Source organism: Nocardioides asiaticus (genome assembly GCF_040049175.1).
In the GTDB taxonomy this organism is placed as follows: Bacteria; Actinomycetota; Actinomycetes; order Propionibacteriales; family Nocardioidaceae; genus Nocardioides; species Nocardioides cheoyonin.
Genome location: NZ_JBDZDM010000008.1, coordinates 88,900 through 113,134, shown reverse-complemented (window position 1 = coordinate 113,134; position 24,235 = coordinate 88,900). Strand labels below are relative to the sequence as shown.

Below are 24,235 nucleotides of genomic sequence, written 5' to 3'. Positions count from 1 at the left end.
GTGGGCGCTGCTGGTGGTCAGCGCAGGTCCTCGGACGGGGATCCGCCGCTCACTCGGCGGCGGCCTCCGCGGCGGCGGCCTCGGCCGGGTCGACGTCCTCGCAGGTCAGCAGGTCGTCGTTGATCTCGCGGAGCGCGATCGAGAGCGGCTTCTCCTGCACGTGCGTGTCGACCAGCGGGCCGACGTACTCCAGCAGGCCCTCGCCCAGCTGGGAGTAGTAGGCGTTGATCTGGCGGGCCCGCTTGGCGCTGTAGAGGACCAGCTTGTACTTGCTGTCGGTCTTCGTCAGCAGGTCGTCGATGGACGGGTTGGTCACGCCCTGGGCGTCGATTTCGGGGGCAGCCACGTTCAGCCTCACTGCGGATCGGGAGTCGTGCTCGGGGTGCCGAGCGTCATCAAGGCTACCAACTCCTCGGCCGCCTGATGAACTTCGCGGTTGACGATGGTCACGTCGAACTCCGGCTCGGCGGCGAGCTCGACCCGCGCCGTCTCCAGTCGGCGCTCCCGCTCGGCCTCGCTCTCGGTGCCGCGACCGACCAGGCGGCGTACGAGCTCCTCCCAGGTGGGCGGCGCAAGGAAGACGAACAGCGCGTCCGGCATCGTACGACGGACCTGGCGCGCGCCCTGCAGGTCGATCTCGAGCAGGGCCGGCCTCCCGGCCGCCAGCGCCTCCTCGACGGGGCCGCGGGGCGTGCCGTAGCGGGCGGACCGGTGGACCACCGCCCACTCCAGCAGCTCGCCGTCGGCGACCATCCGGTCGAACTCCTCGTCGGAGACGAACCAGTAGTGCACGCCGTGGACCTCGCCCGGCCGTGGCCGCCGGGTGGTGGCCGAGACCGAGAGGTAGATCTCGGGATGGGACTCGCGGATGGCGGCGGCCACCGTGCCCTTGCCGACCGCGGTCGGTCCGGCGAGCACGGTCAGGCGCGGCCGCGGCGCGGCGGCCCGGGGGTCTGCTGCGGCGGCCGGGCCGTCAGTCACGCGAGGAGAACTCCTCGGCGAGCGCCGCCGCCTGCTTGGCACCCAGACCGCGCACCCGCCGGCTCTCGGCGATCCCGAGCCGCTCCATGAGCTGCTTGGCGCGGACCTTGCCGAGGCCCGGCATCGCCTGCAGGAGGTCGAGGACCCTCATCTTGCCGACCACGTCGTTGGTCTGCCCGTCCTTGATGACCTCGGCGATCGACGCCCCGGAGTTCTTGAGACGGTTCTTCACCTCGGCCCGCTCCCGGCGGGAGGCGGCCGCCTTCTCCAGTGCCGCCTGTCGCTGTTCAGGGGTGAGCGGGGGCAGTGCCACGAAGGAACCTTTCGCCTCGACGCCGCCTCGACGGCGGCGGAACTGTTCGGTGAAGGACGGCTGACGCGCATGCGTCACGCCCGCGACAATCTAGCCACGTTGCGGACCGGGCAGCAATTGCTCGCGCCCCACGGGCATGTCTACAGGCTGAGCGGCGTGTGGCAGACGTCGCGGGCCTGCTGCTGCACGTCGACGGCTGCCTGCTGCGCGTCGGCGATCTCGTCGGCGGCGGCCGTGATCCGCGCCCGCTGGTCGGCGGTAAGCCCTTTCGGCGGCCTCCCGGCGTGGTAGTCCGACGGCTTGATCCCGGCCGCGTCGAGGGCGCTCTTCAGGTGGCTGATGGCGGCGACCAGCTGGTTCCAGTCCGCCCGGATGTCGTCGGGTGAGGAGTCGCGCAGGTCCTCCAGCGCGGGCAGCGCGTCGATCAGCGCACCGTCGCCGCCCTGCCCGAGCGTGTCGGTCAGCCCCGCCTGGTGGGCCTTGACCTTGTCGCAGTAGGCGTTGTAGTCGTTGCCGCCGCAGCCGACGAGCACCGGCACCAGGGCAAGGGCGCTGGCCGCCACCGCCAGGCGCCGCCGCGCGGTCACGCGAGGACGGCGAGCTCGTCGCGTACGGCGAGGGCGGCGTCGCGCAGCCGCTCCACTGACGGACCGCGCCGCAGCAGGCCGCGGCTGGAGCTCGCGACGACGTTGCGCGCGGCCGCCCCGAAGATCCGGGCGATGTCGGCGGGGGTGCCACCCTGCTCGCCGAAGCCGGGTGCCAGGATCGGCCCGTTGAACGAGAAGTCGTGGTCAGCGCCGTCGATCGTCGCGCCGACGACGGCGCCGTAGGACCCGAGCGGCTCGACGCCGTCGTTGAGCCGACGCAGATGGTCGAGCATGAGCCCGCCGACCGTCCCGCCCTCGGCGGGTATGGCCGAAGCGGAGCCCGAGGCAACGGGTACCGCGTGCTGGACCTCGGGGCCCTCCTTGTTGGAGGTGAGCGCGAGGACGAACAGCCCGGCGTCGTGCTTGGCCGCGGTCTCGACGAACGGCTGCAGCGAGCCGAACCCGAGGTAGGGACTCACGGTGACCGCGTCGCTGGCCAACGGGCTGGCGGGGTCGAGGTAGGCGTCGGCGTACGCCTGGCTGGTGGAGCCGATGTCACCGCGCTTCACGTCGAGCAGGACGAGCGCCCCGGCGGCCCTCGACTCGGCGATGACCCGCTCCAGCACGGCGATCCCGCGGGAGCCGAACCGCTCGTAGAAGGCGGACTGCGGCTTGATCACCGGGACGTACGGCGCGAGGCCCTCCACGGCGGTGAGCGCGAACCGCTCGAGCCCGGCCACGGAGTCGTCGAGTCCCCACTCGTGGAGCAGCGAGGCGTGCGGGTCGATGCCGGCGCACAGGTGCCCCCGCGCGTCGAGCGCTGCCACGAACCGGCTGCCGAACGTCATGGGCTCACTCTCCCCCATCGGCCCGTGCCCGGGTCGGACGGCTCGCCACGCCCTGCGCGATCCGGCGGGCCCACAGCGGGCCCTCGTAGATGAAGCCGGTGAAGCCCTGCAGCAGGTCGGCGCCCGCGTCGAGACGCTCGCGCGCGTCCTCGACGGTGGTGATGCCGCCGACGCCGATCAACGTCATACGGTCGGCGACGCGCCCCCGCAGCAGCCGCATGACGTCCGCGGCCCGATCCCGCAGCGGAGCCCCGGAGAGCCCGCCGGCGCCGATCTCGGCGACGTCGTGCGGGTGGCTGCGCAGGCCCTCCCGGCCGACGGTGGTGTTGGTCGCGATGATCCCGTCGAGGCCGATCGCGAGTGCCATGTCGGCGACCGCGTGGACGTCGTCGTCGGCGAGGTCGGGGGCGATCTTGACGAGCAGCGGCACCCGCTCACGGGTGACCGTGTCGGCGGTGGCGCGGACGTGCTCGAGCAGCGGTCGGAGCTTCTCGACCGACTGCAGCGTGCGCAGACCCGGCGTGTTGGGGCTGCTGACGTTCACGACGAGGTAGTCGGCGTACGGCGCCAGCAGGCGGGTCGACTTGGCGTAGTCGGCCTCGACGGCGGCCTGGTCGTCCTCGGGGACCACCTTGGTCTTGCCGATGTTGATGCCGAGGACCGGCCGCGGCCGGCCGCGGGAGTCGAGCCGGTCGAGCCCGAGCCGGCGCGCACGGGCGGCGAGCCGGTGGGCCACCACCTCGGCGCCGTGGTTGTTGAAGCCCATCCGGTTGACGATGGCCCGGTCGACCGGGAGCCGGAAGAGCCGTGGCTGCGGGTTGCCGGGCTGCGGCTCGCCGGTGACGGTGCCGATCTCGACGTGGCCGAAGCCCAGTGCGCCGAGCCCGTCGATGCCGACGGCGTTCTTGTCGAAGCCGGCGGCCAGGCCGAGGACGTTGGGGAAGATCAGTCCCAGCGCGTCGACCGGCTCGCCGGCGGGGCGTACGCCGAGCCGGTCGAGCCGACCCAGCACCGGGCCGGCCGCACGGATCGCCGCGAAGGCCTGCCGGTGGGCCCGCTCTGGGTCGGTACGGACCAGGACCTGGTCGAAGAGCAGCCGGTAGGCGCGCGCGGTCGCCGCCGGATCAGCCATGGTGCCCCACGAGCGCCGCCCATTCCTGCAGGCTGCGGACCTCGATGTCGCCACGGTTGAGCGCCTCGATCCCCTGGACGGCCGCGCCGAGCCCCTGGACGGTGGTGATGGACGCGATGTTGGCCATGACCGCGGCCGTGCGGATCTCATAGCCGTCGATCCGCGCCTCGCGGCCGCTGCTGGAGCCGTTGGGGGTGTTGATGACCAGGTCCACCTCGCCGTCGAGGATCATCTGGACGGTCGTCTTCTCGCCCTCCGGGCCAGCGCCCTCGAAGTGCTTCCGCACGACCGTCGACGGGACGCCGTTGCGGCGCAGCACCTCCGCGGTGCCCTGGGTCGCGAGGATCTCGAAGCCGTAGTCGGCAAGCACCTTGATCGGGAAGATCATCGTCCGCTTGTCCCGGTTGGCCATCGAGACGAAGATCCGTCCGCGCGTCGGCAGCGGCCCGAACGCGCCGGCCTGCGACTTGGCGAAGGCGCGGCCGAAGTCGGCGTCGAGCCCCATCACCTCACCGGTCGACTTCATCTCCGGCCCGAGCACCGTGTCGACCTGGCGGCCCTCCGCGTCGCGGAAGCGGTTGAACGGCATGACCGCCTCCTTGACCGCGATCGGCTGGGTCGGCGGCAGGGTGCCGCCGTCGCCCTCCGCGGGGAGTACGCCGGCAGCGCGCAGGTCGGCGATCGACTCGCCGAGCATGACCCGGGCGGCGGCCTTCGCGAGCGGCGTCGCGGTCGCCTTGGAGACGAACGGCACCGTGCGCGAGGCGCGCGGGTTGGCCTCGAGGACGTAGAGCACGTCGGAGCCGAGCGCGAACTGGATGTTGATGAGACCGCGCACCCCGACGCCCTCGGCGATCGCGTGCGTCGCCTTGCGGATCCGCTCCACCTCGGAGGCTCCGAGGGTGATCGGCGGCAGCGCGCACGAGGAGTCGCCGGAGTGGATCCCCGCCTCCTCGATGTGCTCCATCACGCCGCCGAGGAAGAGCTCCTCGCCGTCGTACAGCGCGTCGACGTCGATCTCCACCGCGTCGTCGACGAACTTGTCGACCAGGACCGGTCGGTCGGGGCTGATCTCGGTCGCCGCCTCGATGTAGGTCTTCAGCGCGTCGTCGTCGTAGACGATCTGCATGCCTCGCCCGCCGAGGACGTACGACGGCCGGACGAGGACCGGGTAGCCGATCCGCGCGGCGATCTCCTGCGCCTCCTGGAAGGTGGTCGCCATCCCGTGCTTCGGCGCGGTCAGGCCGGCCTGGGCGAGGACCCGGCCGAACGCGCCGCGCTCCTCGGCGAGGTGGATCGCCTCGGGCGTGGTGCCGACGATGGGTACGCCGTTGTCCTTGAGCGCCTGCGCGAGACCGAGCGGCGTCTGGCCGCCGAGCTGGCAGACGACGCCGACGACCGGGCCGGCCTGCTCCTCGGCGTGGACGATCTCGAGGACGTCCTCGAGGGTCAGCGGCTCGAAGTAGAGCCGATCGGAGGTGTCGTAGTCGGTCGAGACCGTCTCCGGGTTGCAGTTGACCATCACGGTCTCGTAGCCGGCCTCGGACAGCGCCAGCGACGCGTGCACGCAGGAGTAGTCGAACTCGATCCCCTGGCCGATCCGGTTCGGGCCCGACCCGAGGATGACCACCGCGGGCCTGGTGCGCGGCTCGACCTCGGTCTCCTCGTCATAGGAGGAGTAGTGGTACGGCGTGGCCGCGGCGAACTCGGCCGCACAGGTGTCGACGGTCTTGTAGACCGGCCGGATCCCGAGCGCGTGCCGCACGCCGCGTACGACGTCGGCGGTCATGCCGCGCAGCTTGCCGACCTGCACGTCGGAGAAGCCGTGCCGCTTGGCCAGCCGCAGCAGCTCGGGGGTGAGCTCCTCGGCCTCGAGGATCGCGACCGCGACCTCGTTGATGAGGAAGAGCTGGTCGACGAACCAGGGGTCGATCCTGGTCGACTCGACGATCTCCTCCGCGCCGGCGCCCGCTCGGATGGCGTCCATGACCTTCTTCAGCCGGCCGTCGGTGGGCGTCCTGATCTCCTCGAGGAGCGCGGCCTTGTCGAGGTCGACGTACTCGTGGCGCCAGTCGAAGACCGCCTCCGGCTTCTCCAGCGAGCGCAGCGCCTTCTGCAGCGCCTCGGTGAAGTTGCGGCCGATCGCCATCGCCTCGCCGACCGACTTCATGTGGGTGGTGAGGACCGGGTCGGCGCCCGGGAACTTCTCGAACGCGAACCGCGGCACCTTCACGACGACGTAGTCGAGGGTCGGCTCGAAGCTAGCGGGGGTCTCGCGGGTGATGTCGTTCTGGATCTCGTCGAGGGTGTAGCCGATCGCGACCTTCGCGGCGATCTTGGCGATCGGGAAGCCGGTCGCCTTCGACGCCAGCGCGCTGGAGCGGGAGACGCGAGGGTTCATCTCGATGACGATGAGCCGGCCGTCCTCGGGGTTGACGGCGTACTGGATGTTGCAGCCGCCGGTGTCGACCCCGACCGCGCGGATGATGCCGATCGCGAGGTCGCGCATCTTCTGGTACTCGCGGTCGGTCAGCGTCATCGCCGGCGCCACGGTGATCGAGTCGCCGGTGTGGACGCCCATCGGGTCGAGGTTCTCGATCGAGCAGACGATCACCACGTTGTCCCGGGTGTCGCGCATGACCTCGAGCTCGTACTCCTTCCAGCCGAGGATCGACTCCTCGAGGAGCACCTCGGTGGTCGGGCTCGCGGCCAGGCCGGCACCGCCGATGCGGCGCAGGTCGGACTCGTCGTACGCCATGCCGGAGCCGGCGCCGCCCATCGTGAAGGACGGGCGGACCACCATCGGGTAGCCGAGCTCGTCGGCGGCGGCGAGGAGGTCGTCCATCGAGTGACAGATCCGCGACCGGGCGACCTCGCCGCCGAGGTCCTCGACGATCTTCTTGAACTGCTGGCGGTTCTCGCCGCGGTCGATCGCCTCGATGCTCGCGCCGATCAGCTCGACGCCGTACTTCTCGAGGACGCCGGCCGCGTCGAGCGCGACGGCGCAGTTGAGGGCGGTCTGGCCGCCGAGGGTCGCGAGGAGCGCGTCGGGGCGCTCCTTGGCGATCACCTTCTCGACATACTCGGGCGTGATCGGCTCGACGTACGTCGCGTCGGCGAACTCGGGGTCGGTCATGATCGTGGCCGGGTTGGAGTTCACCAGGATCACGCGCAGGCCCTCGGCCTTGAGGACGCGGCAGGCCTGGGTGCCGGAGTAGTCGAACTCGCAGGCCTGGCCGATGACGATCGGACCGGAGCCGATCACCATCACGCTGGAGATGTCGGTGCGCTTCGGCATCAGAGCTCACCGCCCATCAGGGCCAGGAACCGGTCGAAGAGGTAGCCGGCGTCGTGCGGGCCGGCGGCGGCCTCGGGGTGATACTGCACGGAGAAGCCCTTCAGCCTGCCGTCCGGGCCCCTCAGCTCGAGGCCCTCGACGCAGTTGTCGTTGAGGTTGACGTGGGAGACCGAGGCGGTGCCGTACGGCGTCTGCGTCTCGCCCTCGAGCGGGGCGTCGACGGCGAAGCCGTGGTTGTGAGCCGTGACCTCGACCTTGCCGGTGGTGCGGTCCATCACCGGCTGGTTGATGCCGCGGTGGCCGTACTTGAGCTTGTAGGTGCCGAAGCCGAGGGCCCGGCCGAAGAGCTGGTTGCCGAAGCAGATGCCGAAGTACGGGATCCCGCGGCCGAGCGCCTGCCCCAGCAGCTCGACCTGGTCCTTCGTGGCGGCCGGGTCGCCCGGGCCGTTGGAGTAGAAGAGGCCGTCCGGCCCTCTTGAGTCGGCACCCACCGCCAGGACGTCGTCGAGGGTGGCCGTCGCCGGCAGCACGTGGACCTCGATGCCGCGCTGTGCCATGAGGTAGGGCGTCATGCCCTTGATGCCGAGGTCGAGCACGGCGACGGTGTGGCGGCGCTCGCCGACGGCGGGGACGACGTACGGCTCGCCGGTGGTGACCTCGTCGGCGAGCTCGGCGCCGCTCATCGCAGGCGCAGCGAGCACCTTCTGGAGCAGCGCGTCCGGGTCGGACTCGACGGTCGAGATGCCGACGCGCATCGCACCGCGCTCGCGCAGGTGGCGGGTGAGCGCGCGGGTGTCGATGCCGGATATCCCGACGACGCCCTGCACCCTCAGCTCATCGTCCAGCGAGCGCTTCGAGCGCCAGCTCGAGGGCACGCGAGCGGGGTCGCGTACGACGTACCCGGCGACCCAGATCCGGCGGGACTCGGGGTCCTCGTCGTTCATGCCGGTGTTGCCGACGTGCGGCGCGGTCATGACCACGACCTGCTTGTGGTAGCTCGGGTCGGTGAGCGTCTCCTGGTAGCCGGTCATGCCGGTCGAGAAGACCGCCTCGCCGAAGGTCTCGCCCTCGGCTCCGAACGACTCGCCGCGGAACGTACGCCCGTCCTCCAGGACGAGGAGGGCTGGTACGCCGGTCGGCCCGGTGATCGAGCCTGTCGAGATCTTGGCATGCAGCGGCACGCCGTACCTCCTTCTCCGCCTCACGGGACGGTGGTTAAAGGATGTCGGTCCGCGCCCGACCCTACCAGCGGGTCCCGCTGCGTCCGCACTCGGCGCGGGCCCTTCGGCCTGTTCGCCGGGTCACGTCAGGGCTAGCGTGCCGGATAGATCCTCGAAAGGAGCCTGGCATGCGCGCACTCGTCTACCACGGTCCCGGGCAGAAGGACTGGGAAGAGGTCCCGGACCCGACGATCCTCAAGCCGACCGACGCGATCGTGAAGGTCGAGACCACCACCATCTGCGGCACCGACCTGCACATCCTCAAGGGCGACGTCCCGGCCGTGACGGAGGGCCGCATCCTCGGCCACGAGGGGGTCGGCACCATCACCGAGATCGGCTCCGCCGTCACCGACCTGGCCGTCGGGGACCGCGTGATCATCAGCTGCATCTCGGCGTGCGGGAAGTGCATCTACTGCAAGACCGGCGTCTACTCCCACTGCCAGGCCGAGGAGGGTGCACCCGGGATCGGCTGGATCTTCGGACACCTCATCGACGGGACCCAGGCGGAGTACGTCCGGGTGCCGTTCGCGGAGACCTCGCTCTACCGGGTGCCCGACGGCGTACCCGACGAGCTGGCCGTCCTCATCAGCGACATCCTCCCGACCGGCCACGAGATCGGGGTGCAGTACGGCGCGGTCAAGCCGGGCGACGTCGTGGCCGTGGTCGGCGCCGGACCGGTGGGGCTCGCCGCCATCACCACCGCCGGGCTCTACGGGCCGTCGCGGGTCATCGCGATCGACCTCGACGCGAACCGGGTCGAGATGGCCAGGTCGTTCGGTGCGAGCGACGGCGTGGTCGCCTCCGACCCGGACTGGAAGGAGCAGGTCCTCGCCATGACCGACGGCCTCGGCGTGGACGTCTCCATCGAGGCCGTCGGCGTTCCCACGACGTGGGACATGGCGCTCTCGCTCGTCCGCCCGGCCGGCCACGTCGCCAACGTCGGCGTCCATGGCAAGCCGGTGGAGTTCCCGCTCGACAAGGCCTGGATCGACAACCTGACCATCACGACCGGCCTGGTCAACACCGACAGCTCACCGATGCTGATCAAGCTGCTCGCCCAGGGCAGGCTCGACGTGGGCGGGTTCGTCAGCCACCGCTACAAGCTGGCCGAGATCCTCGACGCGTACGACACCTTCGGCCGCGCCGCGGAGACCAAGGCGCTCAAGGTGGTCATGACGGCATAGGCCGGCTCAACCACCCAGGGCGAGCACCCGACCGTCCCAGTGACGGCGCAGCCAGCGGTCGTGGGAGGCGACGACGACCGTGCCTGTGGAGGCGCCGATCGCCTCCTCGAGCTCGCTCGCGAGGGCGAGCGAGAGGTGGTTGGTCGGCTCGTCGAGGAGCAGGAGGTCGGGCCCGGACGCGAGGACGACCGCCAACGCGAGCCGGCGGCGCTGGCCGGCCGAGAGCGCACCCACGGGCCGGTGCAGGTCTCGCGGGTGCAGCAGTCCGAGATCACGCAGCGGCCGCTCCGCGGCGAGCTCCTCGCCGACGACGTCGAGGTAGGTGTCGCGCGCACTGCGCCGCAGGTCGACGAACGCCGGGTCCTGGGTGAGCTCGGCCACCTGGCGAGCGGCGACCTGGACGTCGCCGGCGTACGACGTGATCCGGCCGGAGAGGACGCCGACGAGGGTGGACTTGCCGGAGCCGTTGGTCCCGGTGACGAGGAGGTGCTCCTCCGCCGTCACGTCGAGGACGGGGAGTTGGAGCCGGCCGGGTACGTCGAGGTCGCGGACCAGGACGATCCGACCACCGGCACCGGCGGCTCCCACCGTTGCGTTGAGCCTCAGCGGCGCCGGTGGCTTGCGGACCTGGGTGCGCTCGGCCTCGTCCAGTCGGCGCTGCGCGTCCCTCGTGCGGCGGGACACGGTGCGCTCGACCTTGCCGGCCTTGAAGCCGTAGAGGAACTTGTCGGCGTCCCGCGGTCCGCGGTTGTGCGAGACCGCCTCGGTGCCGATCCGCGTCGCCTGGCGCAGACGCCTGAGCTCGTCCTGCTGCTCGGCGTAGGTCTGCTCCCAGCGCCCTCGCGCCGCCCTCCGTGCCTGCTCGTACGCCGTCCAGCCGCCGCCGAACCGCCGCCCGCCCCCACCGTCGGTCCCGAAGGAGCCTGCCGGCACCGGGTCGAGGTCGACGAGCCCGGTGGCGACCTCGTCGAGGAAGACCCGGTCGTGGCTCGCGAACAGCACCGCACCGGGCAGGTCGCGCAGGAACTCGGCAAGGGTCCCGACCGCGTCGTCGTCGAGGTGGTTGGTCGGCTCGTCGAGCAGGAGCGCGTCCGGGCGACGGGTGATCGCGGTGGCGAGTGCGAGGCGGGTGCGCTGGCCGCCGGAGAGGGTGCCGACCCGGCGGTCCGGAGGGAGGCCCGAGAGCCCGAGACGCTCGGCGGCGAGGAGGGCCCGCCTGTCGGCGTCCCAGGCGTCGTGGGCGACCGCGAAGTCGAGCGCCTCGGCGTACCTCTGCCCCGACTCCGGCTCCTCCAGCCGGTCGGCCAGCCGCTCGACCGCGTCGACCGCCGCCCGCAGCGGGCGCAGCGTCGTCGCAAGGACCTGCGCCACCGTGTCGCCGTCGCGGAACGGCGGCTCTTGGGGCAGCCACACGAGGTCGGCGGGTGCCTCGGTGGTCCCGGACACCTGCGCGGTGCGTGGGAGCAGGCCGGCGACCGCCCTCAGCAGCGTCGACTTGCCGGAGCCGTTCTCGCCGACGAGGGCGACCCGCTGCCCAGGGGCGGCGGTGAGATCGATCCCGGTGAGCACCGGGCCGGAGCGGAAGGCGACCGAGAGGTCACGGACGAGGATCGGGGAGATGGGCGCTGGCATGGGCGCTGGCCTTCACTGAAGGTAGGCGAAGACCCGCCGGGCAGTGCCGCGGAAGCGGGTCGGGTCAGCGCTGGATCCACATGATGCGCCCAGTCTACGGACGGGTCCCCTCGGGCGCCACGAGGTTGCCGTCGAGGACGGTGGGGGTGCCGCGCAGGACGGTGGCCACGACCGAGCCGGTGAGCTTGCGACCGTGCCAGGGGTTGTTGCGCGAGAGCGATGCCGAGGCGTCCCGATCGACGACGGTCCGGGCGGCCGGGTCGACGAGCGTGAGGTTGGCCGGCGAGCCGACGGCCAGGGTGTGGCCGTGCCCGTCGAGACCGGCGATGCGGGCCGGCGCGGTCGACATGACCCGGGCGACGCCGGCCCAGTCGAGCAGCCCCTGTTCGACCATCACCGTCGTCACGACCGGCAGCGCCGCCTCCAGCCCGAGCATCCCGAAGGCGGCGTCGACGAAGGCGTGCTCCTTGTCGTGCCGCGCGTGCGGGGCGTGGTCGGTCGCGACCGCGTCGATGGTGCCGTCGGCGAGGGCCCGGCGGAGCACCTCGACGTCCTCGGAGGGGCGCAGCGGCGGGTTGACCTTGTAGGTCGGGTCGTAGGACTCCAGCAGGTCGGTCGTGAGCATGAGGTGGTGGGGCGTCACCTCGGCGGTCACGTTGATCCCCTGCGCCTTCGCCCAGCGGATGACCTCGACGCTGCCGGCGGTCGACACGTGGGCGACGTGCACCCGCGAGCCGGTGTGCCGCGCGAGCATCACGTCGCGCGCGACGACGACCTCCTCGGCCACGCCGGGCCAGCCCGGCAGCGCGAGCCGGCCGGAGAGCTCGCCCTCGTGGCAGCACGCGCTGGCGTACGGCGCGAGCGCCGGGTCCTGGCTGTGCTGGCTGATGACGCCTCCGAACGTCCTGACGTACTCCAGCGCCCGCCGCATCACCCGCGGGTCGGACACGCAGCGCCCGTCGTCGGAGAAGACCCTCACCCTCGCCCGCGAGCGCGCCATCAGGCCGAGCTCGGCGAGCTCCTCGCCGGCGAGCCCCTTGGTGACGGCACCGACTGGCTGCACGTCGACGAGGCCGGCCTCCCGGCCGAGCTCCCAGACCCCGAGCGCCGCCTCGGCGGTGTCGGTGACCGGCGTGGTGTTGGCCATGGCGAGCACGGCGGTGTAGCCGCCGACCGCCGCCGCGCGCGACCCGGTCAGCACCGTCTCGGCGTCCTCGCGGCCCGGCTCGCGCAGGTGGGTGTGGAGGTCGACGAGGCCCGGCAGCGCGACCAGGCCGGCCGCGTCGACGACCGTGTCGGCCGTCGTGCCGACGGAGCCGATCTCCTGGATCACTCCCCTGTCGACGTACAGGTCGGCGGTCCTCTCCCCGAGCAGGGAGGCGCCCTTGATCAGCAGACTCACTCGTTCTCCTCGCCGGCGAGCAGGTGGTAGAGCACGGACATGCGTACGGCGACGCCCGCGGAGACCTGGTCGAGCACGGCCGAGCCGGCCGCGTCGGCGGCGTCCGCGGAGATCTCCAGCCCGCGGTTCATCGGTCCGGGGTGCAGGATCGGCGCGCCGTCCTTGAGCAGCCGCAGCCGGTCCCGGGTGAGGCCGTAGCCGACGGTGTACTCCCGCGGCGACGGGAAGTAGCCGCCGCTCATCCGCTCGCGCTGCACCCGCAGCATCATCACCGCGTCGACCTCGGGGAGCACCGGGTCCAGCTCGTACGACGTCGTGAAGCCGTCGGCCTTCGACCACTCCCCGATCCCCGACGGCATGAGCGTGGGCGGCGCGACCGCCACCACCTCGGCGCCGAGCTTGCCGAGGCACTTCACGTTGCTGCGGAAGACCCGGCTGTGGGTGAGGTCGCCGACGATCGCCACGCGCTTGCCCTCGAGGCTGCCGAGGCCGCCGTCGGCGGCGGCGAAGTGTCGCTGGAGCGTGTAGCTGTCGAGCAGCGCCTGGGTCGGGTGCTCGTGCATGCCGTCGCCGGCGTTGATGACGGGTACGCCGATCCAGCCCGCGACCTGGTGCGCGGCGCCGGATGCGGAGTGGCGCATCACGAGGCCGTCGATGCCCATCGCCGTGACGGTGAGCACGGTGTCGCGCAGGCTCTCGCCCTTGCTCGCGCTCGACCCCTTCGCGGAGAGGTTGATGACGTCGGCGGAGAGCCACTTGCCGGCGATCTCGAAGCTCGACCGGGTGCGCGTGGAGTCCTCGAAGAACAGGTTGATGACGGTCCGGCCGCGCAGCGCCGGGAGCTTCTTCACCTCGCGGCGCTGCACGTCGTGCATCTCGGCCGCCGTGCCGAGGAGCGTCGCGATGTCGTCGGCGGTGAGGTCGTCGATGCTGAGCAGGTGGCGGTTCATGCCTCTCCTCCGTCCGTGCCGGCTCCGCCTCCGAGGGCGGCGCCGACGGGGGCGCCGTCCACGATGCGCACCTCGTCGCTGCCGTCGACCTCGGTGAGGCGTACGCCGACCCGCTCGGACCGGGCGGTCGGGAGGTTCTTGCCCACGTGGTCGGCGCGGATCGGCAGCTCGCGGTGGCCCCGGTCCACGAGCACGGCGAGGCGTACGGCGGCCGGTCGCCCGAGATCGGAGATCGCGTCCAGCGCGGCCCGGATGGTGCGGCCGGAGAAGAGCACGTCGTCGACGAGGACGACCACCTTCCCGTCGACTCCGCCGGCCGGGACCGTCGTACGGTGCGGGCGACGGGTCGGGTGGGAGCGCAGGTCGTCGCGGTACATCGTCACGTCGAGCGACCCGGTCGGCACTCGGAGTCCCTCCACCTCGCCGATCCGTGCGGCGATCCGCTGGGCGAGGGGCACGCCGCGGGTCTGCAGGCCCAGCAGGACCAGGTCGGCGGCGCCCTTGTTGCGCTCCAGGATCTCGTGGGAGATGCGGGTCAGCGCGCGGGAGATGTCGCGGGCGTCGAGGACGACGCGTCCGGCGGTGTCGGCCGACGGGCCGGTCTGGTCGGCCAGGGGGCCGACGGCGTCTGCCATCGCGGCGGGACCTCCTTCTCCGCCTCTCGTGGACGGCTCGTTAAAGGATGTCGATCGCCGCCACCCTACCGCCGCCGGAGCCCGGACGACGAACCGGCCGCGGACTCACGGCGGGTCACTCGAGATCGATCAGCACCTTGCCGACCGCGCCGTCCTCGACGGCCTGGTGGGCGGCGGCGGTCTGCTCGAGCGGGAAGTGGTGGAGGGGTACGCCGACGTCCTCGCCGACCCGCAGCGCCCCCGCGGCGACGGCGGCGGAGAGGTCCTCGGCGGCGGCCTGGATCAGGTCCTCGCCGAGCGCGTAGAGCAGGATGAACTGGTAGCGCAGGTTCTTCGAGAACGTCGCGCGGACCGGCATGGTGAGCTCGTCGCCGCCGTTGTTCGCATAGACCGCGATCGTGCCGCGCACGCGGGTCACCTCGCGGTCGATGTCGTTGTTCTGGGCGGGCGCGACCTCGACGACGACGTCGACGCCGTCGGGCGCCAGCGCCCGGATCTCCGCGACGGGGTCGCCGACGCGGTAGTTCACCGTCTGGTGGGCGCCGGCCGCGATCGCGAGGGCGCCCTTCTCGTCGCTGCTGACGGTCGTGAGGACCGTCGCCCCGGCCCACCGGGCGAGCTGGATCGCCGCGTTGCCCACCGCCCCGGCGCCGCCGTGGACGAGGACCGTCTGGCCCTCCATCGTCCCCGGCGCGAGCCGGCTGGTCGTCTCGCCCGTCGTCAGAGCCCGGTGCGCCGTGACCGCCGGGACGCCCAGGCTCGCGCCGAGGTCGTACGACGCCGTCTCGGGCAGAGGCATCGCGTGTGCGACCGGCACGACGGCGTACTCCGCGGCGGTGCCGTACGCCCGCCCGTGCTGCGCCAGCAGCAGCCACACCCGGTCGCCGACCGCCGGACCGCCGACGCCCTCCCCGACCGCGTCGACGACGCCGGCCCCGTCCTGCCCCGGGGTGATCTCCGGGTAGGGCAGGGCGGCGTAGGTGCCGCCGGCCCGCTGCTTCCAGTCGGTCGGGTTGACCCCGGCCCGGACCAGCCGGACCCGCACCTCGCCGGGCCCGGGCTCGGGGACGTCCCGGTCGACGAGCTTCAGGACGGAGGTCGGACCGGTCTCGGTGTAGACGACTGCGCGCATGGGACCGACGTTACTCACGCCGCCCCACGCTCCCGACGCCGGCTCAGAGCGCCTGGGACATCGCCGCGCACGCCTTGAGCCACGACATCCGGGTCTCCCGGGAGAGCTGGGAGTACTGCACCGTCGAGCCGCCCACCAGGATCGGGTCGAACGGCACCCGGTAGACCCCGCGCGTCCGCTGCTGGTAGACGTCGACGAGGTCCTGGGCGAGCTTGTCGTCGACCTTGTGGGAGGGGTCGGAGAGGACCGTGATCGTCTTGTACTTGAGGTTGGCGTAGCCCGACTCCTGCAGCGCGTCGAGCATCCACAGGCCGCTGTAGCCGGTGTCCTCGCGGACCGTGCTGGTGACCACGAGCAGGTCGGCGGCGTTGGCCGCCGCCAGCCAGTTCTCCGCGCGCATGTTGTTGCCGGTGTCGATGAGGATGACCCGGTAGAAGCGCTCGAGCAGCTTGTGGACCGCGTCGAAGTCGTCGGCGTGGATCTGGCCGGTGACGTCGGGGCGCTCGTCGGAGGCGAGGACGTCGAAGTGGGCGTCGCCCTGGGAGCGTACGAACGCGCCGAGGTCGCCGATCCGGCTCTGGTAGACGTCGCTGAACCGGCCCAGGTCCTCGAGCAGCTCGCGGGTGGTGTTGCGATGGGTGCTGCGGGTGCCACGGATCCCGAGGGTGCCGCGGGTCTCGTTGTTGTCCCAGGCGACCACGCCGCCACCGCGGACCGTGCCGAAGGTGAACCCGGCCGCGAGGACGCCGGTGGTCTTCGCCGCACCGCCCTTCGGGTTGATGAAGGCGATCGTGCGGGGTCCGTCGAAGTCGCGCTGGATGCTGGCCCGGTCCTGCTCGTACTCGAGCTCCCGGCGGCCCATCGACGGCTTGATTAGGCCGCCCGACATCCGGCGTACGGCTCCCCGCCAGCCCCAGGTCGCCGGGCCGTGCCCCACGGTGTCGGCGCGGCGGTCGAGGAAGTCGGTCGCGGTCATGAACCGCCGGACGTCCCCCTCGCCGGACTCCTGCGCCGCGAGCGGCTCCGGGTAGGCCAGCTCCGGGTACGCCTGCTCGGCGTACGGCTGCTCGGGATAGCCCTGGCCGTAGGGCTGCTGGGGAGCAGCCGGCCCTGTGTAGGGCGGGGGCTGCTGCGCCACGACGGGCTGCTGCCCGGGGCGGGTGTGAGACGGCTCCGCGGGTTGCGGCGCCGCGGTCTCCTGCGGCGGCGCCCAGCCCCACGAGTGCTGCGCGGGCGCACGCGGTGCGGGCGCCTCCGGCTCCGCGGGCTGCTGCGGCAGGGGCGGCGGAGGCGGCGCCGCGGCGCCCGGCGGTGGGGCGGGCGGACCCGACGGAGGGGGCCCGGACGGAGGCCCGGACGGAGGCGCGGCCCGGTCGGCGTGCTCGGGCTGCCCGGCGCGGGCCGCCTGCTCCGCCTGCTCGGCGGCGTACGCCTCCAGCTCCTCGGGTGTGTAGGGCCGGTCCACCGTGTCCTCGATCGAGTGGATCGGGTCGGTCAGCGGATCGGGCTGGTCTCCGTGCCCCGGGGTGGGGTGCGTCATGCGCTTCTCCTCCGAGCAGCAGGTGCGCTGTCGGTGCCCAGTATGCACACGTGCGCGCGGCTGAAACGTCGGCGACCGAGCCGTGGAGCGTCAGCCGAGGGTGGCCTTGTCGCGCTGGATCGCGCCGAGCACGCCGTTGACGAAGCTCGGCGACTCGTCGGTGGAGAGGTCGCGGACCAGCGCCATGGCCTCGGTGATGGCGACGTGGTCGGGTACGTCGTCGGCGTACAGCAGCTCCCAGACGCCGAGGCGCAGCACGTTGCGGTCGACGGCCGGCATCCGGTCGAGGGTCCAGTCCTGCGCGTAGCGCCCGATCACGCCGTCGATGCGCTCCCGCTCGGCCTCGACGCCGCGCACGAGCGTCACGGTGTAGGGGTTGCCCGGGACCTCGCCGTCGGCGAGCTGCTGGTCGAGCAGCGCGCCGGCGGCGATGCCGCGCGCCTCGGCGGCGAAGAGCAGGTCCAGGGCGCGCTTGCGCGCCTTGGTGCGGGCGGTGCCGGTGCCGGAGCGGGCGGGCATCGGCTAGCCCTTCACGCGGCTCAGGTAGGAGCCGCCGTCACGGGTGTCGACCTTGATCTTCTCGCCCTGCTCGATGAAGAGCGGGACCTGGATCTCGGCGCCGGTCTCGAGCGTCGCCGGCTTGGTGCGGCCGGTGGCCGAGTCGCCCACGACGCCGGGCTCGGTGTAGGTGATCGTGAGCTCGACCGACGGCGGGAGCTCGATGAAGAGGACACGGCCCTCGTTGGTGGCGACGATGGCGTCGGTGTTCTCGAGCATGAACTGCGCGGCGTCGCCGACGATCTCCGGGCCGACCTCGATCTGGTCATAGGTCTGGACGTCCATGAAGACGTAGTTGGTGCCGTCGTTGTAGAGGTACTGCATCGTGCGCTTGTCGACGGTCGCGGTCTCGACCTTCACGCCGGCGTTGAACGTCTTGTCGACGTTCTTGCCCGACTCGACGTTCTTGAGCTTGGTGCGGACGAACGCCGGGCCCTTGCCGGGCTTCACGTGCTGGAACTCGACCACCTGCCAGAGCTGGCCGTCGAGGTTGAGAACCATGCCGTTCTTGAGGTCGTTCGTGGTAGCCATTGCGTGCGAGCCAGCCTTCGTTCGTCTGTGTCTGCGATGCAGGTTGTCAATCGGTGCCGGACGCCGGTCCGGGGCGTACGCGCACCAGCGCGCACCAGCGGGCAATGCTATCGGGAGGGGCGTACGACGGCCGAATCCGACGGCGCCGACGTCAGGGGCGCCCGAGGAGACGCGCGATGACGGCGAGCGCCTCGGCGTACCCGTCGACGCCGCGGCCCGCGATGACCGCCACCGCGTGCGGCGTGACGTACGACGTGTGGCGGAACTCCTCCGGCCTCGTCAGCGGGTCGCTCAGGTGCACCTCGACGAGCGGTGCGGTGAGCTGCGCGCAGGCGTCGTAGATCGCGAGCGAGTAGTGGGTCCAGGCGGCGGCGTTGAGGACGACCGGCGTGGCGCTGTCGGCGGCGTCGTTGAGCCAGCCGACCATCTCGCCCTCGTAGTTGGTCTGCCGGACCGACACGTCGAAGCCGAGGTCGTGGCCCCACTCGACGCAGAGCTCGACGAGCTGCTCGTAGGACGTGGTGCCGTAGATCTGGGGCTGCCGGCGACCGAGCCGGCCGAGATTGGGGCCGTTGAGGACGAGGACCCGGGTGGTGGCGCTCACGACGCGACCGCCTCGAAGGCCTTGCGTAGCAGCGCGTCGTCGGGGCCGGCCAGGATCGTCGGGTCGGCGAGACCGCGCAGCACGAGGAAGCGGAGCTGCGAGCCGCGGGCCTTCTTGTCGACCCGCATCGCCCCGATCAGGTCGTCGAACCCCACACCGGTGACCGAGACGGGCAGCCCGACCCGGGCGAACGTCTCGCGGTGCCGTACGGCGACGTCGTCGGCGAGTAGCCCGGCGAGCCGGGCCAGCTCGGCGGCGTAGACGCACCCGATGGCGACCGCCTCACCGTGGCGGACGGTGTAGCCGGAGTGCTTCTCCACGGCGTGGCCGAGCGTGTGGCCGTAGTTGAGCACCTCGCGGCCGGGGTGCCCGCCCTCACCGCCGGTCTCCTTGAGGTCGGCGACGACGACCTCGACCTTGACGCGTACGGCGCGCTCGACGAGCTCGGCCAGCACCGGCGAGTCCGCATCGAGCGTCTCCGGATCGGTCGTCTCGACCAGCCGGAGGATCTCCGGGTCGGCGATGAACCCGCACTTGACCACCTCGCCGAGCCCGGCGACGAGCTCGGCGCGCGGGAGCGTGGCCAGCAGGTCGAGGTCGCAGAGCACGCCCGCCGGCTCGTGGAAGGCCCCGACGAGGTTCTTGCCCGCGGCGGTGTTGATGCCGGTCTTGCCGCCCACCGCGGCGTCGACCATCGCGAGCAGCGTCGTCGGGACGTGGACGACGCGCACCCCGCGCAGCCAGGTGGCGGCGACGAAGCCGCCCAGGTCGGTGGTCGCGCCGCCGCCGAAGGTGACGACCGCGTCGGAGCGGGTGAAGCCCTTCTCCCCCAGCGCCTCCCAGCAGTCGTTCGCGACCGCGCTCGTCTTGGCCGACTCGCCGTCGGGCAGGCCCAGCGCGAGGACGTCGTACCTCTCCACCAGCGCGTCGAGGAATGGCCCGGCCTGCTCGGCCAGGTCGGCGGCGTACAGCAGGGCGACCCGCTCCACCCTCTCCCCGAGCACGCCGGGGAGCCGGTCGGCGAGGCCGTGCCCGATGAGGACGTCGTACGGCGAGGCGCCGCCCACGTGGATCGGTGTCGTGGAGCCGGTCATCGCTGTCTCTCCCCTGTCAGTGCGGACCGGATGTCGCTGACCACCTCGTCGGTGGAGCGGCCGTCGGTCTCGACGACGACTCGCGCGAGCGACTCGTAGATCGGCGAGCGCTCGTCGAGCAGCGCCTTCAGCCGGGCGCGCACGTTGCCGAGGAGCAGCGGACGCCCCGACCCGAGGCCGACCCGCTTGACGGCGTCGGCGAGCCCGACCTTGAGGTAGACGACGTCGTGGCCGTGCAGCAGCCTCCGGGTCCCGGGGTCGAGCACCGCTCCCCCGCCCAGCGCGACGACGCCGTCGTGCTCGGCCAGCGCGGCGGCGACGGCGGCCCGCTCCAGCCGGCGGAAGTGCGCCTCGCCCTCGTCCACGAAGAGGTCCTGGACGGACTTGCCGGCCACCGCCTCGACGTCCTCGTCGGTGTCTCGCAGCGTCACGCCCCACGTGGCGGCCAGCTGCCGGCCGACGGTGGTCTTCCCGGCCCCCATCGGTCCGACGAGGACGGCCACCGGCTTCGTCATCGGCGTCGCTCCGCTCGCGGTCTCACCGCTGCCTCACCGGTACCTGAGCGTGTCGAGGTAGGCCTCGGCGTTGCGCTTCGTCTCGCGGACGGAGTCGCCGCCGAACTTCTCCAGCACCGCGTCGGCCAGCACGAGCGCCACCATCGCCTCGGCGACGACGCCGGCGGCGGGTACGGCGCACACGTCGGAGCGCTGGTGGTGGGCGACCGACTCCTCGCCGGTGGCCACGTCGACCGTACGCAGCGCACGCGGAACCGTCGCGATCGGCTTCATCGCCGCACGCACCCGCAGCGGCTCGCCGGTCGTCATCCCGCCCTCGGTGCCGCCGGAGCGGCCGGTCACCCGGCGGATCCCGTCGGGGCCGGGCACGATCTCGTCGTGCGCCTCGCTCCCCGGCGTCGAGGCCAACCCGAACCCGTCGCCGAGCTCGACGCCCTTGATCGCCTGGATCCCCATCAGCGCCCCGGCCAGCCGGGCGTCGAGCCGGCGGTCCCAGTGCACGTGCGAGCCCAGCCCCGGCGGCAGCCCGGAGACGACCACCTCGACCACCCCGCCGAGGGTGTCGCCGTCCTTGTGGGCCTGGTCGATCCGCTCGACCATCAGCTTGGAGGTGTCGGCGTCGAAGCAGCGCACCGGGTCCTCGTCGATCGCCGCCAGGTCGGCCGGACCCGGGAGGGGCGAGCCGGCCGGGACGCGTACGCCGCCGATCTCGGTCACGTGCGAGACGACCTGCGCACCGACGGACTGGAGCAGGAACGCCTGTGCGACCCGGCCCAGCGCCACCCGCGCGGCCGTCTCCCGCGCGGACGCGCGCTCGAGGATCGGCCGGGCGTCCCCGAAGTCGTACTTCTGCATCCCCACCAGGTCCGCATGCCCGGGCCGCGGCCGGGTCAGCGGCGCGTTGCGCGCCAGCCCCTCGAGCACCTCCGGGTCGACCGGGTCGGCGGCCATGACCTGCTCCCACTTCGGCCACTCGGTGTTGCCCACCTCGATCGCGACCGGCCCGCCCTGCGTCTCGCCGTGGCGTACGCCGCCGACCAGCGTGACCTCGTCCTGCTCGAACTTCATCCGGGCACCGCGCCCGTAGCCCAGCCGCCGCCGGGCGAGCCCGTCGGCGATCTCGCCGGAGGTGATGCGGACGTGGGCGGGCAGCCCCTCGAGGATCGCGACCAGGGAGGGGCCGTGGGACTCGCCCGCGGTGAGCCAGCGCAGCATGACGCCAGTGTTTCATCCCTCACCCGCGGCGGGCTCCCCGGTTCGCGAGGCTGAGACGCCAGCGCGCGTCTCACAGGGCGCTTGCCACGTCCGTGAGCGTGAAGTCGTCGCCCTTGAACAGCAGAGGTACGCCGGCCAGCCGGGCCGCTGCGTAGGCGAAGCAGTCCCCCAGGTTGAGCCCCGCGGGATGGCGCCCCTTCCCGAAGCGACGCCACGCGCCGAAGGCGGCGTCGGCGTGCTCGGCGTCGACCGGGACGACGCGTCCGACCGCCCCCTCGACGAGGAGCCCGAGATCGCGCGTCGCGTCGGGCCCCTGCCGCGCCTCGACGACGATCCGCGCCTCGACCAGGGAGACCGCCGACACCGTTGTCTCCTCGTCCTCGATGCGTGCCAGGTAGCGCTCGGCGTCCGGCTCGCCGAGGACCACCGCGACGAGCGCCGAGGTGTCGGCGACGATCACCGGGGCAGCCCGCGCTCGTCGTACCCGATGATCTCCTCGGCGCTGCGGTCGTCGACGGTCGGCCGCTGCCGCCCCCGCTGGATGATCTCCTCGAGCCCGGCCCTGCCCGCCGCCGACCGGCGCGCCCTGATCGCTGCCAGCTTCTCCTCGATGGCCTCGCGCAGCGCCGTGGTGATGGGCTGGCCCGTCAGCGCCGCCAGCTCCCGGGCCAGCCGGTCGGTGGTCGGGTCCTTGATGTTCAGCGCCACGCAGGAAGACTACGATCTTCCTCTGAAGATCACAATCTTCATCACGCCCGCTCGTCTCCGACGGGCACAGTGTGGGGCGCGGTCCTCGCCACGGCCGACGCCAGCGCTGCGGCGACCGCCACCACCGCGAGGACGGCGAGCGCCGAGCCGAGGGTGGTGTGGGCGGGGGCGCCGTCGACGTGGCCGAGGGAGTACCACCCGCCGACGGCCAGCGACCCGACCGTCGTCGCGGCGAGCTCGGCGAACTCCAGCGCGACGGCCGCCGGGGCGACCGCCGCGGTCTCCAGGCCGCCGAGGGCGTCGGAGAAGAGCTGGCGGTAGGCGACGCCCATGCCGGTGCCGCCGACCGTCCAGCCGCCGACGAGGAGCACCGGTCCGACGGGCCCGTCCGGCCGGGCCAGCAGCGTCGCGGCGAGGACGGCGAGCCCGACCGCGACCAGGGCGAGCCCGACGACGGGCGCGTCCCCGAGCAGCGTACGACGGCCGCCGCGGCGCAGCCCGGTCAATGACCAGGCGACCTGGGCGGCCCCGACCGTGACCGCGGCCGTGACCACGCCGCGACCGAGCCCTGCGACCGCGGCGAGCGAGGCGAGCTGGTGGCCGCCGAAGAAGGCGAGGCAGAGCAGCGCGAACGTCACCATCACCCGCAACCTCCCCGGGTCGCCGACCTGGTGACGCAGCACCGTGGCCGACGTCGCGGCGGCCAGCGCCACGCCGCCGACGAGCAGCGCGATCCCGGCCGCTCCGCCCGCCGCCGGCGCGCAGGCGGCCGCGGCGAGACCACCGAGGAGCAGGAGCGCAGGCCCGACGTCGAGCCGCCGGGCCTGCTCGCGCGTCCACGGTACGAGGTCGGCGTCACGCCCGACCAGCACGCGCGCGAGGACGACGAGCACCGCCGGCCAGGCCATCGCGACCCGCCAGGAGGACGCCAGCGTCACCACGCTGTTGAGGACCGGCCCGGCGAGCGAGGGCACCAGCCACACGACCGCGAACAGTCCGACCACCCGGGGCCGCAGCCGGTCGTCGTACAGCGCCCCGATCGCGGTCAGCCCGAACCCCGCGAGCAGGCCACCGGCCAGGCCGCGCACGACCATGCCGGCGAGGACGAGCCACATCGACCACGCACCGGCGCACAGCGCGACGCCGAGGAGGAAGCCGACCGTCGCCAGGAGCAGTGTCCGCCGCGCGGAGAGCCGCGTGAGCGGGCCGAGCCCGGTGGCGAGGACGAGGATCGAGGCGAGGTTGGCGGCGACCACGCAGGCGCCGTAGAGACCGGCACCGTGGAGCTCCTCCGAGGCGACCGGGAGGACGGTGGAGTAGGCGATCCCGGTGACCGCCGCGCCGAGCTCGGCCGCGAGCAGCGCGGCCAGCAGCCGGCCACGGCGACCGGCGAAGATCTCGCGCAGCGAGCCCTCGGTCACGTCACGACCCGCAGCCGCGCCCCGACGTACGCCGTCGGTCGCCCGGGCACCAGCCGGACGATCCCCGACCGGCGGTCGCCGAAGGAGACCCCGTCGTCGCCGGCGTCCAGTCCCAGTGCGCCGAGCAGCGGCTCCCAGCCGGCGGGGTCCCCGGTGGGCACCTCCGCGAGCACGACGCCGCTGCCTGCGACGCTCCGGTCACCCCGGAAGCCGTAGCGGTCGTGCTTGACCTCGGCGATCCGGAGCAGCCCGGCGTCGGGGGTCGCGACCCGGACCTCGCGTCCGTACGCCTCGTCGGTCACGAGCGCGTCCCCGAACCCGGCGGCGCGCAGCCGGTCGGCCGCAGCGTCGGCGTCCGCGACCTCGAACGAGAGCCAGGTCTCCCCCTCCGCGGTCGGCTGGTCGGCGCCGGCCGCCGAGTGGAGGGCGACCAGGCCTCCCTCCCCCGCGAGGTCCACCCAGCCTCCTGCGATCGACTCCTCGCGCGGGTGCAGACCGAGCCCGGCGAGCTCGTCGCGGACCTCGTCGAGCCGGTCGGTGAAGACCAGCGGGCGCACGACCGCGACCACCGCGCCGGCCACGGTCATCGCCGCTCCTTCGCGAGGTACGCCGTCAGCGCCGCCTCCACGAACGCCGACAGGCTCACCTGGTCGTCGATGGCGCGGTGCTTGACCGCGCGGATCAGCTCGGGCGGGAGGTAGATGGTGAACTGCGCCTTCTCCGGCATGACCACAT

Annotated in this window: 26 protein-coding genes; 1 reads left to right on the top strand and 25 read right to left on the bottom strand. The window is 72.7% G+C overall.

Annotated elements, in window-relative coordinates; genetic code table 11:
- Positions 1–49: 49 nt before the first annotated feature.
- The 8 genes from rpoZ to carA all read right to left on the bottom strand — a co-directional run bounded on the left by rpoZ (position 50) and on the right by carA (position 8,340).
- Positions 50–346, bottom strand: coding sequence for a DNA-directed RNA polymerase subunit omega (gene rpoZ, locus ABLE53_RS23830; protein WP_348861671.1), 297 nt, complete (start codon positions 344–346; stop codon positions 50–52).
- An 8-nt stretch (positions 347–354) separates the two neighbouring features.
- Positions 355–981, bottom strand: coding sequence for a guanylate kinase (gene gmk / locus ABLE53_RS23825; protein WP_348861670.1), 627 nt, complete (start codon positions 979–981; stop codon positions 355–357).
- A complete protein-coding gene (mihF, locus tag ABLE53_RS23820) occupies positions 974–1,294 on the bottom strand; it encodes an integration host factor, actinobacterial type (RefSeq protein WP_348861669.1) in 321 nt (106 codons plus the stop codon). Before mihF ends, gmk begins: the two co-directional genes overlap by 8 nt.
- 140 nt (positions 1,295–1,434) lie before the next feature.
- Positions 1,435–1,881: a hypothetical protein gene (locus tag ABLE53_RS23815; protein ID WP_348861668.1), complete on the bottom strand. Its 447-nt coding sequence runs from the start codon at positions 1,879–1,881 to the stop codon at positions 1,435–1,437.
- Positions 1,878–2,729, bottom strand: a complete 852-nt coding sequence (gene pyrF, locus ABLE53_RS23810; RefSeq protein WP_348861667.1) for an orotidine-5'-phosphate decarboxylase — start codon at positions 2,727–2,729, stop codon at positions 1,878–1,880. The genes ABLE53_RS23815 and pyrF overlap by 4 nt, the downstream gene beginning before the upstream one ends.
- 4 nt (positions 2,730–2,733) lie before the next feature.
- A complete protein-coding gene (locus ABLE53_RS23805) occupies positions 2,734–3,861 on the bottom strand; it encodes a quinone-dependent dihydroorotate dehydrogenase (RefSeq protein WP_348861666.1) in 1,128 nt (375 codons plus the stop codon).
- Entirely contained in the window at positions 3,854–7,159 is a 3,306-nt protein-coding gene (gene carB, locus ABLE53_RS23800) for a carbamoyl-phosphate synthase large subunit (protein WP_348861665.1), read from the bottom strand. The genes ABLE53_RS23805 and carB overlap by 8 nt, the downstream gene beginning before the upstream one ends.
- The gene (carA, locus tag ABLE53_RS23795; protein WP_348861664.1) at positions 7,159–8,340 is read right to left on the bottom strand and encodes a glutamine-hydrolyzing carbamoyl-phosphate synthase small subunit; all 1,182 of its coding nucleotides are present in this window, start codon (positions 8,338–8,340) and stop codon (positions 7,159–7,161) included. Before carA ends, carB begins: the two co-directional genes overlap by 1 nt.
- Before the next feature lie 167 nt (positions 8,341–8,507).
- On the opposite strand from carA, the gene ABLE53_RS23790 reads away from it, so the two are divergent.
- Positions 8,508–9,563, top strand: coding sequence for a zinc-dependent alcohol dehydrogenase family protein (locus ABLE53_RS23790; RefSeq protein WP_348861663.1), 1,056 nt, complete (start codon positions 8,508–8,510; stop codon positions 9,561–9,563).
- A 6-nt stretch (positions 9,564–9,569) separates the two neighbouring features.
- Here ABLE53_RS23790 and ABLE53_RS23785 read toward each other — a convergent pair whose 3' ends face one another.
- From ABLE53_RS23785 to ABLE53_RS23705, 17 genes are all read right to left on the bottom strand, one after another.
- Positions 9,570–11,195: an ABC-F family ATP-binding cassette domain-containing protein gene (locus ABLE53_RS23785; protein WP_348861662.1), complete on the bottom strand. Its 1,626-nt coding sequence runs from the start codon at positions 11,193–11,195 to the stop codon at positions 9,570–9,572.
- Positions 11,196–11,289: 94 nt separating this feature from the next.
- Entirely contained in the window at positions 11,290–12,597 is a 1,308-nt protein-coding gene (locus tag ABLE53_RS23780; protein ID WP_348861661.1) for a dihydroorotase, read from the bottom strand.
- Complete coding sequence (locus ABLE53_RS23775; RefSeq protein WP_348861660.1) at positions 12,594–13,547, bottom strand: aspartate carbamoyltransferase catalytic subunit; 954 nt, start codon at positions 13,545–13,547, stop codon at positions 12,594–12,596. The genes ABLE53_RS23780 and ABLE53_RS23775 overlap by 4 nt, the downstream gene beginning before the upstream one ends.
- Positions 13,544–14,182, bottom strand: coding sequence for a bifunctional pyr operon transcriptional regulator/uracil phosphoribosyltransferase PyrR (gene pyrR, locus ABLE53_RS23770; RefSeq protein ID WP_348861659.1), 639 nt, complete (start codon positions 14,180–14,182; stop codon positions 13,544–13,546). The genes ABLE53_RS23775 and pyrR overlap by 4 nt, the downstream gene beginning before the upstream one ends.
- Before the next feature lie 115 nt (positions 14,183–14,297).
- Positions 14,298–15,314 (bottom strand): NADPH:quinone reductase, encoded by a 1,017-nt coding sequence (locus ABLE53_RS23765; RefSeq protein WP_348861658.1) that lies wholly within the window; start codon positions 15,312–15,314, stop codon positions 14,298–14,300.
- A 43-nt stretch (positions 15,315–15,357) separates the two neighbouring features.
- Positions 15,358–16,854: a MinD/ParA family ATP-binding protein gene (locus ABLE53_RS23760; RefSeq protein ID WP_348861657.1), complete on the bottom strand. Its 1,497-nt coding sequence runs from the start codon at positions 16,852–16,854 to the stop codon at positions 15,358–15,360.
- A 90-nt stretch (positions 16,855–16,944) separates the two neighbouring features.
- Positions 16,945–17,373, bottom strand: coding sequence for a transcription antitermination factor NusB (nusB, locus tag ABLE53_RS23755; protein WP_348861656.1), 429 nt, complete (start codon positions 17,371–17,373; stop codon positions 16,945–16,947).
- Positions 17,374–17,376: 3 nt separating this feature from the next.
- Complete coding sequence (gene efp, locus ABLE53_RS23750) at positions 17,377–17,943, bottom strand: elongation factor P (protein ID WP_348861655.1); 567 nt, start codon at positions 17,941–17,943, stop codon at positions 17,377–17,379.
- Between the two features lie 151 nt (positions 17,944–18,094).
- The gene (locus ABLE53_RS23745; RefSeq protein ID WP_348861654.1) at positions 18,095–18,547 is read right to left on the bottom strand and encodes a type II 3-dehydroquinate dehydratase; all 453 of its coding nucleotides are present in this window, start codon (positions 18,545–18,547) and stop codon (positions 18,095–18,097) included.
- Positions 18,544–19,641 carry a 3-dehydroquinate synthase gene (aroB, locus tag ABLE53_RS23740; protein ID WP_348861653.1) on the bottom strand — a complete coding sequence of 366 codons (1,098 nt, stop codon included), beginning with the start codon at positions 19,639–19,641 and terminating at the stop codon, positions 18,544–18,546. The genes ABLE53_RS23745 and aroB overlap by 4 nt, the downstream gene beginning before the upstream one ends.
- Positions 19,638–20,156 carry a shikimate kinase gene (locus ABLE53_RS23735; protein WP_348861652.1) on the bottom strand — a complete coding sequence of 173 codons (519 nt, stop codon included), beginning with the start codon at positions 20,154–20,156 and terminating at the stop codon, positions 19,638–19,640. The genes aroB and ABLE53_RS23735 overlap by 4 nt, the downstream gene beginning before the upstream one ends.
- A gap of 33 nt (positions 20,157–20,189) precedes the next feature.
- The gene (aroC, locus tag ABLE53_RS23730; RefSeq protein ID WP_348861651.1) at positions 20,190–21,371 is read right to left on the bottom strand and encodes a chorismate synthase; all 1,182 of its coding nucleotides are present in this window, start codon (positions 21,369–21,371) and stop codon (positions 20,190–20,192) included.
- 70 nt (positions 21,372–21,441) lie between these two features.
- Positions 21,442–21,831 (bottom strand): type II toxin-antitoxin system VapC family toxin, encoded by a 390-nt coding sequence (locus tag ABLE53_RS23725; protein ID WP_348861650.1) that lies wholly within the window; start codon positions 21,829–21,831, stop codon positions 21,442–21,444.
- Entirely contained in the window at positions 21,828–22,079 is a 252-nt protein-coding gene (locus ABLE53_RS23720; protein WP_348861649.1) for a type II toxin-antitoxin system VapB family antitoxin, read from the bottom strand. The genes ABLE53_RS23725 and ABLE53_RS23720 overlap by 4 nt, the downstream gene beginning before the upstream one ends.
- Positions 22,080–22,120: 41 nt before the next feature.
- Positions 22,121–23,500: an MFS transporter gene (locus ABLE53_RS23715; RefSeq protein WP_348861648.1), complete on the bottom strand. Its 1,380-nt coding sequence runs from the start codon at positions 23,498–23,500 to the stop codon at positions 22,121–22,123.
- Positions 23,497–24,087, bottom strand: a complete 591-nt coding sequence (locus ABLE53_RS23710) for a VOC family protein (RefSeq protein WP_348861647.1) — start codon at positions 24,085–24,087, stop codon at positions 23,497–23,499. Before ABLE53_RS23710 ends, ABLE53_RS23715 begins: the two co-directional genes overlap by 4 nt.
- The gene (locus tag ABLE53_RS23705) at positions 24,084–24,227 is read right to left on the bottom strand and encodes a ribbon-helix-helix domain-containing protein (protein WP_348861646.1); all 144 of its coding nucleotides are present in this window, start codon (positions 24,225–24,227) and stop codon (positions 24,084–24,086) included. Before ABLE53_RS23705 ends, ABLE53_RS23710 begins: the two co-directional genes overlap by 4 nt.
- Positions 24,228–24,235 lie beyond the last annotated feature (8 nt).

Coding starts and splice junctions, on each gene's coding strand:
- pyrF (WP_348861667.1), bottom strand. CDS start 2,729: ATGACGTTCGGCAGCCGGTTCGTGGCAGCGCTCGACGCGCGGGGGCAC.
- ABLE53_RS23805 (WP_348861666.1), bottom strand. CDS start 3,861: ATGGCTGATCCGGCGGCGACCGCGCGCGCCTACCGGCTGCTCTTCGAC.
- carB (WP_348861665.1), bottom strand. CDS start 7,159: ATGCCGAAGCGCACCGACATCTCCAGCGTGATGGTGATCGGCTCCGGT.
- ABLE53_RS23790 (WP_348861663.1), top strand. CDS start 8,508: ATGCGCGCACTCGTCTACCACGGTCCCGGGCAGAAGGACTGGGAAGAG.
- ABLE53_RS23785 (WP_348861662.1), bottom strand. CDS start 11,195: ATGCCAGCGCCCATCTCCCCGATCCTCGTCCGTGACCTCTCGGTCGCC.
- ABLE53_RS23775 (WP_348861660.1), bottom strand. CDS start 13,547: ATGAACCGCCACCTGCTCAGCATCGACGACCTCACCGCCGACGACATC.
- pyrR (WP_348861659.1), bottom strand. CDS start 14,182: ATGGCAGACGCCGTCGGCCCCCTGGCCGACCAGACCGGCCCGTCGGCC.
- ABLE53_RS23765 (WP_348861658.1), bottom strand. CDS start 15,314: ATGCGCGCAGTCGTCTACACCGAGACCGGTCCGACCTCCGTCCTGAAG.
- ABLE53_RS23760 (WP_348861657.1), bottom strand. CDS start 16,854: ATGACGCACCCCACCCCGGGGCACGGAGACCAGCCCGATCCGCTGACC.
- nusB (WP_348861656.1), bottom strand. CDS start 17,373: ATGCCCGCCCGCTCCGGCACCGGCACCGCCCGCACCAAGGCGCGCAAG.
- efp (WP_348861655.1), bottom strand. CDS start 17,943: ATGGCTACCACGAACGACCTCAAGAACGGCATGGTTCTCAACCTCGAC.
- aroB (WP_348861653.1), bottom strand. CDS start 19,641: ATGACCGGCTCCACGACACCGATCCACGTGGGCGGCGCCTCGCCGTAC.
- ABLE53_RS23735 (WP_348861652.1), bottom strand. CDS start 20,156: ATGACGAAGCCGGTGGCCGTCCTCGTCGGACCGATGGGGGCCGGGAAG.
- aroC (WP_348861651.1), bottom strand. CDS start 21,371: ATGCTGCGCTGGCTCACCGCGGGCGAGTCCCACGGCCCCTCCCTGGTC.
- ABLE53_RS23710 (WP_348861647.1), bottom strand. CDS start 24,087: ATGACCGTGGCCGGCGCGGTGGTCGCGGTCGTGCGCCCGCTGGTCTTC.
- ABLE53_RS23705 (WP_348861646.1), bottom strand. CDS start 24,227: ATGCCGGAGAAGGCGCAGTTCACCATCTACCTCCCGCCCGAGCTGATC.